This is a genomic window from Mucilaginibacter sp. (assembly GCF_028288105.1).
In the GTDB taxonomy this organism is placed as follows: Bacteria; Bacteroidota; Bacteroidia; order Sphingobacteriales; family Sphingobacteriaceae; genus Mucilaginibacter.
This window is the reverse complement of sequence record NZ_JAQBOI010000317.1, coordinates 17,183-31,717: the sequence shown is the minus strand read 5'-3', so window position 1 is coordinate 31,717 and position 14,535 is coordinate 17,183. Positions and strand designations below refer to the sequence as shown.

Here is a 14,535-nt window from a genome sequence, read left to right as displayed (position 1 = left end):
GTATTGAACAAGCCGAACTAAACCTGAAGGTTGCCCAACTGGAAAAGAAGCAGCTGGAGAACGAGATAAAAAGCAAGCAGCAAACCATGCAGATAGAAATAAAGGAAGCGGAGATTGCCCTTGCCATCCAAGAGAATGACCTGCGCGAACTGCAACGCAAGCTAAACCTGGCCAACATTATTGCCACTCGCACCGGGGTTGTTACCTGGATAAATAAAAATATTGGCGCTACCGTAAGGGAAGGCGAATCACTGGCGCGCATTGCTGATCTGGGCAGTTTTAAGGTTAACGGCAGCGTGTCTGATAATTATATGGATCAGCTACATAATGGCATGCCGGTTATTATCCGCATAAATGATGCGCAGATGAAAGGTCATGTGGCTAATGTGTACCCATCTATACAAAACAGCATTGTAACCTTTGATGTACAGCTGAACGAACGCAATAACAAACTGTTACGCCCAAATATGAAGGTAGACGTATTCCTGGTAACAGAACTGCATAATAACGTTATGCGTGTGGCAAATGGCCCGGCATTTAAAGGGGCATCTGCACAGGATGTGTTTGTAATAAATGGAAATAAAGCCGGGAAAAGGACAGTACACATTGGCCTTACCAATTTTGATTTTGTAGAGATAAAAGATGGCTTAAAACCAGGAGATGTAGTAATAACATCGGATATGAGCGAATACAAAAATTCAAACGAGCTCACTATTAAAAACTAATGCAATGAAATACCTATACCTCATTATATTGCTATTCATCGGTACTGCTGCTTACTGCGGCAGTGGTGCCGATACCCTTCGGCTTAGTTTGCAGCAGGTGGTAGAAATGGCCAAACAGAATTCGATAGCCGCCAAACAAGCCACTACTGTTCGCGAAACCAAATATTGGGAGTGGCGTACTTTTAAGTCTAACTATCAGCCACAGCTATCATTAACAGGCATTTTGCCGGGCTATAGCAAAACCTATACACAAGTATTACAGCCCAATGGTACCATATTATTCCAGCCGATCCATAACGATAACTCATCGTTACAAATGGACTTTAGCCAAACCATTACGGCAACCGGCGGTACCGTTTATGGTACCACCCAAATGCAGCGCTTTTATGATTTCGACAGAAATAATGTGCTGTATAACGGTGTACCCTATGCTATTGGGTACAGTCAGCCACTATTTCAATACAATTCTTTAAGGTGGGATAAAAAGATAGAGCCGCTAAAGTTTAACGAAAGTAAACAGGTGTATATCGAATCGCAGGAGCAGATCTCTTATACGGTAAGCGGCTACTTCTTTGACCTGCTGCTGGCACAGGTAAACCTGCAAATAGCTGAAACCAATTATACCAACACAAAAAAGATACTGAAGATAGCTAATGTGAAATTTGACTTGGGTAAGGTATCAAAAAACGAGATCCTACAACTACAGCTGGAACAATTGAACGCACAAAAAGCTGTAGGTACAGCCAAGCGCGATATGGAAATTGCCACCTTAACCCTGCGCAGTTATACAGGGGTAGAAGGTGATGATAAAATATCATTAGAGTTGCCGGGTTCGTCCATCAACATGAATGTATCTGCCGATAAAGTACTGGCAGAAGCCTTTGAGAACCGATCTGACGCTATCGCTTTTATACGCCGGATAGCCGAGGCCAAAAGGGATGTAGCTAAAGCAAAGGGGCAAAGCGGATTGGTTGCAACCCTTACCGCTAACCTGGGTTTTTCTAACAGCTCGCCTAAAATTTTAGACGTTTACAAATCGCCGCAAAACCAGCAGCTACTGCAATTACAATTCTCGATACCGGTATTGGATTGGGGGCGATCAAAATCACGCGTAAAAACCGCGCAGGCAAACCAGCAATTTACCGAGTATGCGGTTGAGCAGGATAAGCAAACTTTTAGGCAGCAAATTGTAACCCAGGTAACACTTTTTAATATGATGAAAGACCAACTGGTATTTACCGCGCAGGCAGACAGCATTGCATCAGAAAAGTACCAGATAGCCCGTGAGAGATACGTATTAGGCGATTTGAGTATTACCGACTTGAGTATTGCTTTTGAGGAAAATGACCGTGCCAAACGCGATTATGTTGCCGCCCTGCGCGACTTTTGGGGGGCTTACTATCAACTACGCTACCTGTCGCTTTACGACTTTGAAAAAAATCAAAAAATAACATATAAATAGAATCATAATTATAACTTAACTCACATGATAAAACTGCAAAACATTCAAAAAGTATATCGTACAGATACTATTGAAACACTGGCCCTTAATGCCATTAATCTTGACATTGCCAAAGGCGAATTTTTATCTATAATGGGCCCGTCGGGCTGCGGCAAAAGTACTTTGCTAAACATTATGGGCCTGCTTGATATGCCTTCAAAAGGGAGTATCAACATAGCCGACCAAACAACTCACAGTCTTAATGATAAACAGCTGGCCAAGTTCCGTAACCAAAAGCTGGGCTTTATATTTCAAAGCTATCACTTAATTGGCGACCTGCAGGTTTTAGATAATGTAGAGCTGCCTTTGTTGTATCGCGATACTACAGCAAAGGAGAGAAGAAGGCTTGCGACCGAAGCATTAGAAAAGGTAGGGCTAAGTAACCGCTTAAAGCACTTTCCTAAGCAATTATCAGGCGGGCAGCGCCAGCGTGTAGCCATAGCCCGTGCTATTGTTGGTAACCCCGAAATTATACTGGCCGATGAGCCTACCGGTAACCTGGATAGTGCAATGGGTAACGAAATAATGGACATCCTGTTACAGCTTAACCGTAACGAGGGTACAACCATAGTAATGGTTACACACGATGAAAGCATGGCGCAAAAAACCCACCGTTTGGTTAGGTTATTTGACGGATCGCAGGTTCAATAATTCATCAACCTAAAACAAAGATCATGTTAAAAAATTATTTCAAAATAGCCCTAGCGGTGCTCAAACGCAGAAAGTTCTTTACTTTTATTAGCTTGTTTGGCATCAGCTTTACACTTACCGTGCTAATGGTATTAACCGCTTTTATTGATAAAGTTGGTAATTCAAACTATCCGGATAAAAAACGCGACCGCTCCCTATACATCCTGAACATGGAAATGACAGGCTCTAAAAACGGCGCTATGACCAAGGGCCCACACTCGTTTTATTTCCTGGATCATTATGCCAAGAGTTTAAAAACGCCAGAAAAGGTAGCAATTTCGTCCATGTTCGACTTTTCGAGCGCTTACGTGAACAACAAAAAAGTACCTATCAATCTAAAGTTTACCAATGCCGATTATTGGGAGGTTTTGGATTACGATTTCCTGGAAGGTAAGCCATTTAGCAAACAACAGGTAGATAATGCCGAAAAAGTTGCAGTGATATCTGAGGATACCAAAAAGGCTTACTTTGGTGATGCCCTATCCGTAGTGGGTAAGTATATCGAGGCTGATAATATTAAATACCGTGTAAGTGGGGTGGTTAAAAATGTACCCATTACGCAAATGATGATGTACGGTGATATGTACCTGCCCTATACCGTGTCAAAAAACGATTACAAAAAAGACCAAGGCTTTAACGGGAATTTCTCGGGCATACTGTTGGCAAAATCTGCTAACGACCTTCCCAAAATGCAAAAGGAATATACAAACATGGTATCGCGTATTAAAATTCCCGACAAGGAATTTGACCATCTCTACAGCTTTGCCGATAGTTATTTTACAAGTTTAATAAGGGTGATACTTGGCGATGGCCCTAATTCAGGTGTCTCAAAGCTGGTAATTGGCTTAAGCATATTTGTATTCCTGTTTATGTTGTTGCCTACCATTAACCTGGTTAATATAAACATCACCCGTATTATGGAACGCTCTTCAGAGATCGGTGTGCGCAAGGCCTTTGGTGCATCGTCGCAAACCTTAGTTTACCAGTTTATAGTTGAGAATATTATCCTGACCCTTTTAGGCGGAATAATTGGCGTAGTACTTTCAGTAATTGTTATGCAGATAATTAATAATTCGGGCCTGATAGCTAACCTTAACCTCAGCCTAAATTATGTAGTGCTGTTTTGCAGCTTGCTGGCTTGTTTGGTATTTGGGTTACTGTCGGGCGTATATCCGGCGTGGCGTATGTCCAGGTTAAACGTAGTTAATGCCTTGAAGGCGCAATAACATCAATCAACATTTAAAATAAAAATATTATGATTAAGCATTTATTTAAGCTGATCTGGAATAAAAAAAAGCAAAATTTTTTACTCATAACGGAGATATTCGTATCCTTCATGGTAATATTTGCTGTGTTCACTTTAGTAGTGAACTATTACCAGAATTTTAAACAACCTATGGGTTTTGAATACGATCGCGTTTGGGTAATTAACTACCAGAGTGATGTGAAAATTAAGGACAAAGATTCTTTAGATATATATTACAAAACCATGTTAGGTAATATAAAAGCCATGCCACCGGTACAAGGGGTGAGTTTTGCCAGCTCTAACGTTCCTTTCTCTACCAATACGCACATGAACAACGCGGATTATAAAAAGGTGCACGTTAACCGTGTTAACTATTATACTGTCGGCGATACTTATAATAAGGTTTTGGGTATGAAACTAACAGAAGGCCGTTGGTTTGGCAAACAGGATGATGCCGCTACGGTAAAACCGACGATCATCAATCAGTCGTTAAGGCAGCAGTTGTTTGGCAGCGGAAAAGCCATTGGCGAAAAAATTGGTGGTGAGGGTAGCAAAAGATCGGTGATTGGTGTGGTACAGGATGTTAAAGCCAAAGGCGATTACCAGGAAGCCGGTCTTGCTATGTATGAGCGCATCGATACCTCATCAAATGATGGGCGTGGCAGGATACTGGTGAAGATAAACGATAAAGCCGATGCAGCATTTGAAAGCCGTTTGTATAAACTTATGGCGAGTAACTCAAATAACTCGGGTATTGAGATTGAGCACCTAACCGATAAACGCAAAACCATGAATAACACAACGCTGATACCCATGATGATACTGTTGATCGTTGCTTGTTTCCTGATCATTAACGTAGCCCTGGGTTTATTTGGTGTTCTTTGGTATAATATTAATAAGCGCAAAGGCGAGATAGGTTTGCGCAGGGCAATAGGTGCCAGTGGTAATTCGGTATCAGGACAATTGGTTACCGAATCTATGATACTGGCTACGCTGGCCTTAATAATCGGGACCTTTTTTGCGATACAGTTCCCTTTACTAAACGTATTTGGCTTGGCTGCAAGTGTTTACCTTGTCGCGATAGCTTTATCAGTAATATTTATTTACTTATTGGTTCTGGTATGTTCGTTATACCCCGGCAAACAGGCGGCGGCAATTTTACCGGCAGTTGCTTTACATGAAGAATAATAATTTAGATTTACTGTATGATACTGGTTATTGATGATGATATTGCTGTACGTACCTCATTGCTTTTGCTACTGAAGAGCCAAAAATATGAGGCGACCGGTGCCGAAACACCTGCTGAGGCTTTAAGAATAATTAAGGATAACACACCAGACCTGATCATTCTTGATCTTAATTTTTCTATCAGTACATCAGGCGAGGAGGGTATGGCTTTGCTGGCGCGGATAAAAAAAGATGAGCCAACAATACCTGTTATTTTAATTACCGGTTGGGGTAGTATTGCGCTGGCGGTACAGGGCATGAAGATGGGCGCTAACGATTTCATTAATAAACCCTGGGATAATGGACATCTGCTCCAATCGGTAAAAACATTGCTTGATCTGCAGGAACAAAGCGTTGTAAACCGCACCCGCAAGCAACTGGACAAGGAATACAACTTTCAGCATATTATTGGCGAAGACCCGCAAATGCTGCAAATACTGGAAACTATTGGCCGTGTTGCCGGTACCGATGCATCTATATTGATAATGGGTGAAAGCGGTACAGGTAAAGAGCTGATCGCTGAAGCTGTGCATCAAAATAGCTTGCGGGCAAATAAACCCTTTATTAAAGTAAACCTGGGCGGTATCTCAACCTCGTTGTTTGAAAGTGAAATGTTCGGCCATATCCGTGGGGCATTTACCGACGCACGTTTTGATAGGGCCGGGCGTTTCGAGCTGGCGAATAAGGGTACCATATTTTTAGATGAAATAGGCGATCTGGATGCCAGCAGCCAGGTTAAGTTATTGCGCGTGCTACAGGACAGGACATATGAGGTATTGGGCAGCAGTCGCACCAAAACGGTGGATGTCCGTATTGTTTGTGCTACAAATAAAAACCTTGGCCAAATGGTAAATAGCAATACATTCAGAGAAGATCTGTTGTATCGCATTAACTTGATAACTATTACGCTGCCATCGTTACGTGACAGGCCGGGGGATATCCCCTTGTTGGTTAACTTCTTTATCAATAACCTTAAACAGATCTACAACCGGCCCGAATTAACTGTATCAAAAAGTGCTATGAAATGGCTGCAGCAGCTCCCTTTACCGGGAAATATCCGCCAGTTAAAAAACCTGGTAGAACGGTCTATATTGGTTAGCAATACCAATGAGTTGGGTATTGATGATTTTAAATCGCAACTGGAACAAGCGCCTGCTAAAAAGGGGGATGCCCGTATACCGGCGGTGGGCACTATAACGCTGGAGGAAATGGAAATTGAGATGATAAAAAAGGCGATGCTTTATCATAAGAACAAAGTATCAAGGGCCGCAACCGCTTTAGGGTTAACCCGCAGCGCATTGTACCGCAGGTTAGATAAGTTTGAGATACCTTACGATGAAGCTGAGGACTAAATACATCCTGTTTGTAACCATATTGCACCTGTTAACACTTGGGTTAACCTTTTTCATTTTTAATGAGAACCGGATCTTCTTTATCATATCCGAGGCTTTTATAATTATATCATTAGTAATTGCCATTGGTTTATATGGCCAGCTTATACGCCCTATAAAAATGCTTTTGCAGGGGATTGAAGCACTTAAAGACCGTGATTTTAATGTTAAGTTTTTAACTACCGGCAAGCACGAGGTAGATCAACTGATAAACGTGTATAACAAAATGATAGACGAGTTAAGAACCGAGCGCACACAACAGGAAGAGCAGCACTTTTTCCTGGAGAAGCTTATTTATACCTCGCCAACGGGTATCATCATTCTTGATTATAACGATTGTATACAGCAGTTAAACCCAAAGGCACTATTGATACTGGGCCTCGACGAAAAAGAACTGATAGGTAATAACATAAACGAACTACAACACCCGCTTTTTAAACAAACAAAGTTTTTAAAAGCAGGCGATACCATAACGGTTAAGCTCAGCGGGATCACAACTTATAAACTCCAGAAATCGCACTTTATTGACCGTGGCTTCCATCGTAATTTTATTATGATAGAAGAACTGACCGCAGAAATATTGGCTGCAGAAAAAAATACTTATGGTAAGGTAATACGTATGATGGCGCATGAGGTAAACAACACCATTGGCCCGGTAAACTCCATTATTCAATCGGCGTTAAAAAGCGGCGAATTGTGGCAGCACCAAACGGATAACCAACTGAATAATGCCTTGCAGGTAGCGTTTGACCGGAACCAGAACCTTAACCACTTTATGCGCAATTTTGCCGACCTGGTAAAACTGCCCGAAGCTAACAAAAAACAAATCGACCTTAACAATCTGCTCAATTCGGTAATTGAGTTAATGCAGATAAAGGCTCAAGAGGGGCAGATTCAATTGATATTTGAACCACCGGCACTGCCGTTTTACATTATGGCCGATGTGCAGCAAATGGAGCAGGCATTGATAAACATCGTAAAAAACGCCATTGAATCTATTGAAAACAATGGCGTTATAGAGTTTATAGTTGATATCCACAATCGTAAACTAATGATAATTGATAATGGCAAAGGCATTAGCAATGAGCAAAGTATGCAGCTGTTTACTCCGTTTTACAGCACCAAAAAGGATGGGCAGGGTATAGGCTTGACTTTAGTCCGCGAGATAATGCTTAATCATAGCTTCGAGTTTTCTTTGAAAACCATAGCCGAAAAGCAAACTGCTTTTACCATCAGTTTTTAAAGCATTATAATGAGCATAACTACGCTCATGGCTATCATCAGGGCATCTTCAATAATTGTAACGGTACTCATGGGCAGGTTAAATACCGCGCCAAGGCAGGCACATTTTATTTTACGTTTATTCAATACGCTTTGCAATACGCCGATAATGCTGATACTCATTACCACAAGGGTTACAATATTAGTAACAACCGGGTTGAAATTAATGGCATAAGCTAAACCCAAAGCCAGTTCTACAAAAACGTAAATATATCCCCAGGCCTTTATCTTTTTAGCTACAATATCATACATCGAGTAGCTATCGGCAAAGCCGTTAATATCAAGCATTTTAAAGAATGAGAACACCAGGAAAAAGCCGCTCATAAATATGCGCATACCCGTCATCCAGTCAAAACCAGCTACTACCGAAACTAACACAGATACCAGCAACACATAACCAAATATGAGCAGCACGGGCTTGTACGTTTCAAAGAAGGGGCGTTTTGCATCTTCATCAAAATCAAATGTTTGCGCAGGTGCATGATGCTGATGCGCCTCTGTAAGGCTGTATTTTGGATAATCGGCTAATGCGGCTTGTAGAGTCGGGGTATCAACATGCCGGCTCATGGTGATATCAGCTCGGGCGTTTTGTAAGTCGATATCTACGCTGGTAATACCCGGTATTTTTGAGAGAAGTGATTGCACTTTTGCCTGGCAGCCGGTACAGGTCATACCTGTAATTTTATACGAATGTGTCATGGTTTTTAATTTTATAACACAAAGGTATTGGTGCCGAAAAGGATAATGTTACGTAATTACGTGATTGAGTTATAACATTTACAGGTCTTCGATATTACGGCGCTTATTCTGTTTAAGTGAACGATAAAAGGTTGGAGTGAGACCTGTTTGTTTTTTAAACTGCGATGATAGGTAGGCAACACTACTGTAGCCAAGCTGATTTGCAATTTGCGATAGGGTTAGCTCATCATACATCATCAACTCTTTTACTTTTTCTATTTTTTGCGCAATGAAATACTTTTCGATAGTGCTGCCTTCAACTTCCGAAAATAGGTTGCTGAGATATCCATAATCGTAATTTAATTGCTGCGCGAGATATTCAGACAGGTTAAGGTTTGGCGATTCTTCGCTATAATGGATAAGAGAAACTACGGCGTTCTTTATCTGCTCTATAATGCGGCTTTTGCGGTCGTCTATTATCTCGAACCCCAGTAGTTTAAGGTTGTCGTTTAGTTGCTGTACGGTGTTTTTATCAGGTTCGTCATTTACTTCAACTTCGCCCAATTCTACCGATGTGGGATGCAGCCCAACCTTTTCCAACTCGCTTTTCACCACCATTTTGCAACGGCTGCACACCATGTTTTTAATATAGAATTTCACGTAGCTAATTTAAGCAATCAGGGAGTACGTTATCTGTTGCCTATGTAAAGATTGCTACTTCTTTTTGGATGATTTCGCGATCTTATTGTAGGCTAAGGAGGTATTGATCCAATAGTCAAATTCAGATTTTTTAGTAAGGGCAGTCTCATCTACATATATATAACCCTTCATTGCTCTACCACCATGCACCATAGGTCGTGTTCCAGGTTTTTCTACTGCCTTGTTAAATTCATCCGGCCCAATACGGCACATAATTTCTGTTCCGCGGGTGCAGCAGATACACATTTTATCATCTACCATAAAACACAGGCCGCCAAACATAGGTTTTTCCTCAACATTAGGCGCATTAACCAGTGCTTCACGAATCCTGTTTGCCAACTTCTCGCTGTATTTCATTTAAATATTGTTACTCAACAGTTATCTCATCCGCAAAAATATACGATTGGCTGCCTTTGCTTTCGTGCCATTCGGGTAAAGCGCCATATTGCTTGGCTATCAGCTTAATATACCTTGCTTTTTTGTTTATTGGCGCGGTGTATTGCTGTGTTTGAGGTTCAAGTTCCTTAACATCGATCTTGGTATTAACAGTCGCGGCCAGCTTATAGTTCTTGCCATCGTCAGATAACCAGTATTGCACCGAAGACGGGAACACTATCCATGCCCGGCTATCCTGTAAGGCGCCAATACTTACCTGCTTTATTGGTTTTACCTGGCCCAAATCAATCACAGCTTCCAGATCGTTATTTTGATAGCCTTGCCAGTTACCCAAACGCCAGTTAGCCGTTCCATGAATGCCGTTTATCAGCGTTTCATCGCCCTGTGCCGAGTAGTTGGGCAGGTATTTATTGGTAAGTGTTAGCTTAATATCACCACGGATCTTCGTGAAGGTTGCTTCATCAACAAAGCTGCTTTTACCATCTTTAACAGCAATAGCCTTAACCGTTGTGTTCACCATTATAGCAATAGGTTTATTGTATTGGGTAGACGACGAGGTAGGTATAGTGCCATCCAACGTGTAATATATTTTTGCCAGGCTATCGGCACAAGCTATCTCAACAGTAATAGATTGCTTAAAAGTTTTGGTGCCCGATATAATGTAAGGGTTAGGTACGATCAGTTCATCGCTGATCTTTGAAGTTGGTTTCTCCAGCTCCTGCATAAACAGTTTGTTAGCAAGCGAACCTGTGAACACTTCAAAGTCGCCGCCTTTAGCAACATCCTCATAGTCGATATATAATTTATTGTAAGGCTTTTTATTCAGGTTCATTCCCTGTACATAAAAATTACCGCGCCCCACTGTAGCACCCGGATTATGTATGGTGAATTTTTTGCCATTCTCCAGATTGATAACCATTTTCTCAAATTGCGGTACACCTATCTGATATTGCTGCTGCCCCGGGGCAATATTGTAGATGCCCAATGAACTCATGATATACCATGCTGACATTTGTCCGCAATCTTCATTGCCCGATAGGCCATCTGATTTGGCGCTGTACTGCTCTTTCAAGATCTTGTTTACGTAATACTGGGTTTTATCGGGCGAGTTTGTAAAGTTGTACAAGTAAGCTATATGATGGCTCGGCTCGTTACCATGGGCATATTGCCCCACTAAACCCGTAACATCATCCTGCTGGCGGCCGCTTAGCTTTGCATTAGTGCTGAATAACTCGTCAAGCTTTGTCTCGAAATTAGCTTTCCCGCCAAGGCTTTTTATCAGCCCCTCTACATCCTGTGGGACTAAAAAGCTGTACTGCCATGCATTACCTTCGGTATAGTTGTTGTTGATCTCGGTAGGCTCAAAAGGAGTGTACCAGCCACCATTTTCCCTTGCCTGCATAAAACCGTTTTGGTTGTTATGAACGTTTTTCCAGTATTGCGCCCGTTTAATATATTCGGCATAATCTTGTGGTTTGTTCAGCATTTTAGCCATTTGGGCAACACACCAATCATCAATAGCATAATCAAGTGTTTTTGCCACCGATTCATGCTCAACATCAGAATTAACAGCGCCTGTTTTGCGGTAATTATCCAACCCAAACTGGTTACGGTTAACGGCGGCCTTCATTGCGGTAAAAGCTTCTTCTGCATCAAAATCACGGATGCCTTTGGCATAAGCATCTACAATTACCGGGATAGAGTGGTTGCCCACCATACAATAAGTTTCGGTTGTAGCCAGGGGCCAAATAGGTAATAAACCGCCTTGCTCATAAACTGCGAGGAAGGTTTTAATAAAGTCTGAAGTGCGTTTGCGGTCAATAAGGTTTAACAAAGGATTTTCGGCACGATAAGTATCCCATAAAGAGAATGCAGTATAATAATTAAACCCTTTTGCGGTATGTATCTTTTGATCCAGGCCGCGGTACTGGCCATCTACATCGTTATAGATACTCGGGGCTACCATACAATGGTACAGGGCCGAATAAAACATGATCTGCTTTTCTTTGGCATGATCTGGTATCGCTGCTTTCTTTTTTCCGCGTGGTACGGGTGAATTGTATCCGTAAGGGTTATACACCGCATTGGCTTGCTGTTGCTGCGATACTGCCGGCGCACCACCTTCAACCTGTATCTTTGATAATTCCTCGTTCCAGGCGAGCTTGGCGGCTTTAGCTACCTTTTTAAAATCAAAATCGGGCACCTCAGCATCCAGATTTTTCAAAGCGCCTTCGGCACTTACCGAAGATATACTCACTTTGGAGATCACCACTTTAGGATCATCAAACTGAATAAACATTTTTACATTTTTACCCTGTACTTTGCTTTTACCTTGCTGTAACTGGTCATTTAACGCTATACCATAGGCTTTAAACGGTTTTGAAAACTTGGCGTAAAAAAACAGGTGCTGATCGGTAGCCCATGATTTTGAACGGCGAAAACCCCGTATCTCGTGGTCGTTAACTACTTCTATCCAAGAATCTAAAACCTCATCACGGTGCTGCAGATCTATAATGATATTGCCCTGGGTGGCATTGTTATAATCGTATTTATGTACACCAACACGAGTGGTTGCCGTAAGTTCAACGCCAATATTATATTTATCCAGTTGGGTTGCATAGTATCCGGGAGAGGCCTCTTCATTCTTTTTTTGAAAGCCGGAACGGTAGTCGGTATTTTTTAGTTGAGGCTCGCCTGTAGTTGGCATAAAAAGCACATCGCACAGGTCGGCAATGCCCGTACCGCTCAGGTGTGTATGCGAAAAACCATAAACAAGACTATCTGTATAATGATAACCAGAAACGCCATCCCAACCTTCTAAACGGGTATCCGGGCTTAACTGCACCATACCGAAAGGGGCAACCGCACCCGGGTAGGTATGCCCGTGCCCGCCGGTACCTATAAATGGGTCTACAAACTGGGTAAGGTCTTTCTTTTTCTTTTGTGCCGATGCGTTAAACGCGGTAAACAGGGCCAATACAATTACAACACCACGAACTATCAATCTCATTTAAAAACGTTTTTAGGAACACGCAAAATACTAAGATTAGTATGGAAATGAAAGGGGAAAAATGAGCGGTTTTTAGGATTAGATATTATCTATTGAGAGGCAAAGTAGCTATCCTATATCTGTAGCTATTTAGCCATTTATGGTCAACATATTTACGTTGATTTAGCTTTAAGGCGATTGCATTGTTATTTACCCAAACACCATCTTCAATGTTCCATTTTGTAGTGGTAAAACTGGATAATTCCTGGTACGGTTGCCCATTCTCTGATATTTCAATAACACCAATAAAACTGTTATTCTCTTCTGTATCTGCGCTACCGGTCATGATACCGTTTTCATAATAGAAAAAATATTTTTTATTGACAGACATAGCAGGAGCAGTGGTAGCTCCATCAAATCTTGAAATAAAATCATAGCGGATGTTATTTACACTATCAATTAAAAACGACTGACTTATTTCAAAATCATCTCCAATGTTGGTTTCATTGAAAAAATAAGCTTTTAAATTATTTATGAATCCTTTATACTCTACGGTAGATACATCGCGGGATGGCGTAAATTTATTACGCTTTTTGTATACTAATTTGGCTTTAGATGTATAAAGGGTAAAGCTGGAATCTGTTGAAACCAAATGTGATGGATTAGTATCCATGTCGTTTATTTGAGCGTTTTGTTTATAAGTCAAATATTCCGACTCCCCAATATTCTCAAAACTCAGCTTTGGTAACTCATCGAAACTTGCTTCGTCTCCCAAATCTATGGTTGCATTAATACTATCCGTTAAAACTTTGTGCTGTTTTGGATAGGATTGAACTTTAGGTTTCTTTAGAGGGGCTTTATTATGATGAGGATTTTCGCAAGAGCAAAAGATGAGCACGATAAATAAATACCGAATTTTCATCAGACTATCTATTCCTCGATCTTAAACCTATCCGCATCCTTTAAAAAAGGCATTGCACGGCGGGCTTTTTTTACTTCATCGCCAATAATAGAAAACGTATAAACGTCCTCTTCATCGCGTTTGTAGTAAACCACATTGCCGTTCGGGTCGATACAGGTGGAATCGCCGGAGTGGTAAACCTCGTTGCCATCGTGCCCAACACGGTTAACACCAATAACATAAGACTGGTTCTCGACAGCACGGGCCGGAATAAGTGTACGCCAGTGCAGGGCGCGTTTTTCGGGCCAGTTGGCCACTATCATTAAAAGGTCGTAATCTTCATCAACATTACGCAGCCAAACCGGGAAACGCAGATCATAACAAATAACCGGGCAAATTTTCCAACCATTTAATTCTACTATCAGTTTTTTGGTGCCGGCGGTGTAAACATTATCTTCTTTGCCTAAAGCAAAAAGATGACGTTTATCGTAATGCTCATGAGTGCCATCTGGCCTAACCCATAACAAGCGGTTATAGAATTTATCTTTTTCTTTGATAATGATACTGCCCGTTACCACACACTCAAACTTTTGCGCGGTTTTTTGCATCCATTGCATGGTTTTGCCATCCATGGTTTCGCCCAATGCTTCGGCATTCATGGTGAAGCCGGTATTAAACATTTCTGGCAGGATAATGAGATTGGTTTTTTCGCGTATGCCGGATAATCGCAACGAGATGTTTTGCAGGTTTTTATCGGTATTTTCCCAAAATAAATATCCCTGATATACTGTAATTTTCAGATTATCCATAA

General features: G+C 41.5%; 13 protein-coding genes. 7 read left to right on the top strand and 6 right to left on the bottom strand.

Going from position 1 to position 14,535, the window contains the following annotated elements; translation table 11 throughout:
• The 7 genes from JWQ85_RS21025 to JWQ85_RS20995 all read left to right on the top strand — a co-directional run.
• On the top strand, positions 1 to 725 hold a 725-nt coding region (locus tag JWQ85_RS21025), incomplete at its 5' end, for an efflux RND transporter periplasmic adaptor subunit (RefSeq protein WP_299471496.1).
• A gap of 4 nt (positions 726 to 729) precedes the next feature.
• Complete coding sequence (locus tag JWQ85_RS21020; protein WP_299471494.1) at positions 730 to 2,187, top strand: TolC family protein; 1,458 nt, start codon at positions 730 to 732, stop codon at positions 2,185 to 2,187.
• A gap of 24 nt (positions 2,188 to 2,211) precedes the next feature.
• The gene (locus JWQ85_RS21015; RefSeq protein WP_299471493.1) at positions 2,212 to 2,877 is read left to right on the top strand and encodes an ABC transporter ATP-binding protein; all 666 of its coding nucleotides are present in this window, start codon (positions 2,212 to 2,214) and stop codon (positions 2,875 to 2,877) included.
• Between the two features lie 23 nt (positions 2,878 to 2,900).
• Entirely contained in the window at positions 2,901 to 4,142 is a 1,242-nt protein-coding gene (locus tag JWQ85_RS21010; protein WP_299471492.1) for an ABC transporter permease, read from the top strand.
• A gap of 29 nt (positions 4,143 to 4,171) precedes the next feature.
• Positions 4,172 to 5,350, top strand: a complete 1,179-nt coding sequence (locus JWQ85_RS21005; RefSeq protein WP_299471491.1) for an FtsX-like permease family protein — start codon at positions 4,172 to 4,174, stop codon at positions 5,348 to 5,350.
• A 17-nt stretch (positions 5,351 to 5,367) separates the two neighbouring features.
• Entirely contained in the window at positions 5,368 to 6,741 is a 1,374-nt protein-coding gene (locus tag JWQ85_RS21000; protein WP_299471489.1) for a sigma-54 dependent transcriptional regulator, read from the top strand.
• Positions 6,710 to 8,023, top strand: a complete 1,314-nt coding sequence (locus JWQ85_RS20995; RefSeq protein WP_299471487.1) for an ATP-binding protein — start codon at positions 6,710 to 6,712, stop codon at positions 8,021 to 8,023. Before JWQ85_RS21000 ends, JWQ85_RS20995 begins: the two co-directional genes overlap by 32 nt.
• Here JWQ85_RS20995 and JWQ85_RS20990 read toward each other — a convergent pair.
• The 6 genes from JWQ85_RS20990 to JWQ85_RS20965 all read right to left on the bottom strand — a co-directional run bounded on the left by JWQ85_RS20990 (position 8,020) and on the right by JWQ85_RS20965 (position 14,533).
• A complete protein-coding gene (locus tag JWQ85_RS20990) occupies positions 8,020 to 8,760 on the bottom strand; it encodes a heavy metal-associated domain-containing protein (protein WP_299471485.1) in 741 nt (246 codons plus the stop codon). The two genes, JWQ85_RS20995 and JWQ85_RS20990, sit on opposite strands and share 4 nt — an antisense overlap.
• A 78-nt stretch (positions 8,761 to 8,838) precedes the next feature.
• Positions 8,839 to 9,399, bottom strand: coding sequence for an AraC family transcriptional regulator (locus tag JWQ85_RS20985; RefSeq protein WP_299471483.1), 561 nt, complete (start codon positions 9,397 to 9,399; stop codon positions 8,839 to 8,841).
• Between the two features lie 54 nt (positions 9,400 to 9,453).
• Positions 9,454 to 9,795 carry a TfoX/Sxy family protein gene (locus JWQ85_RS20980; RefSeq protein ID WP_299471481.1) on the bottom strand — a complete coding sequence of 114 codons (342 nt, stop codon included), beginning with the start codon at positions 9,793 to 9,795 and terminating at the stop codon, positions 9,454 to 9,456.
• 10 nt (positions 9,796 to 9,805) lie between these two features.
• Complete coding sequence (locus JWQ85_RS20975; RefSeq protein ID WP_299471479.1) at positions 9,806 to 12,844, bottom strand: GH92 family glycosyl hydrolase; 3,039 nt, start codon at positions 12,842 to 12,844, stop codon at positions 9,806 to 9,808.
• A gap of 85 nt (positions 12,845 to 12,929) precedes the next feature.
• Positions 12,930 to 13,745 carry a hypothetical protein gene (locus JWQ85_RS20970; RefSeq protein WP_299471477.1) on the bottom strand — a complete coding sequence of 272 codons (816 nt, stop codon included), beginning with the start codon at positions 13,743 to 13,745 and terminating at the stop codon, positions 12,930 to 12,932.
• 8 nt (positions 13,746 to 13,753) lie between these two features.
• Positions 13,754 to 14,533: an amidohydrolase gene (locus tag JWQ85_RS20965; RefSeq protein WP_299471475.1), complete on the bottom strand. Its 780-nt coding sequence runs from the start codon at positions 14,531 to 14,533 to the stop codon at positions 13,754 to 13,756.
• Positions 14,534 to 14,535: the final 2 nt, after the last annotated feature.

Coding starts and splice junctions, on each gene's coding strand:
- JWQ85_RS21020 (WP_299471494.1), top strand. CDS start 730: ATGAAATACCTATACCTCATTATATTGCTATTCATCGGTACTGCTGCT.
- JWQ85_RS20970 (WP_299471477.1), bottom strand. CDS start 13,745: ATGAAAATTCGGTATTTATTTATCGTGCTCATCTTTTGCTCTTGCGAA.
- JWQ85_RS21010 (WP_299471492.1), top strand. CDS start 2,901: ATGTTAAAAAATTATTTCAAAATAGCCCTAGCGGTGCTCAAACGCAGA.
- JWQ85_RS20965 (WP_299471475.1), bottom strand. CDS start 14,533: ATGGATAATCTGAAAATTACAGTATATCAGGGATATTTATTTTGGGAA.
- JWQ85_RS21005 (WP_299471491.1), top strand. CDS start 4,172: ATGATTAAGCATTTATTTAAGCTGATCTGGAATAAAAAAAAGCAAAAT.
- JWQ85_RS20975 (WP_299471479.1), bottom strand. CDS start 12,844: ATGAGATTGATAGTTCGTGGTGTTGTAATTGTATTGGCCCTGTTTACC.
- JWQ85_RS20980 (WP_299471481.1), bottom strand. CDS start 9,795: ATGAAATACAGCGAGAAGTTGGCAAACAGGATTCGTGAAGCACTGGTT.
- JWQ85_RS20990 (WP_299471485.1), bottom strand. CDS start 8,760: ATGACACATTCGTATAAAATTACAGGTATGACCTGTACCGGCTGCCAG.
- JWQ85_RS21015 (WP_299471493.1), top strand. CDS start 2,212: ATGATAAAACTGCAAAACATTCAAAAAGTATATCGTACAGATACTATT.
- JWQ85_RS21000 (WP_299471489.1), top strand. CDS start 5,368: ATGATACTGGTTATTGATGATGATATTGCTGTACGTACCTCATTGCTT.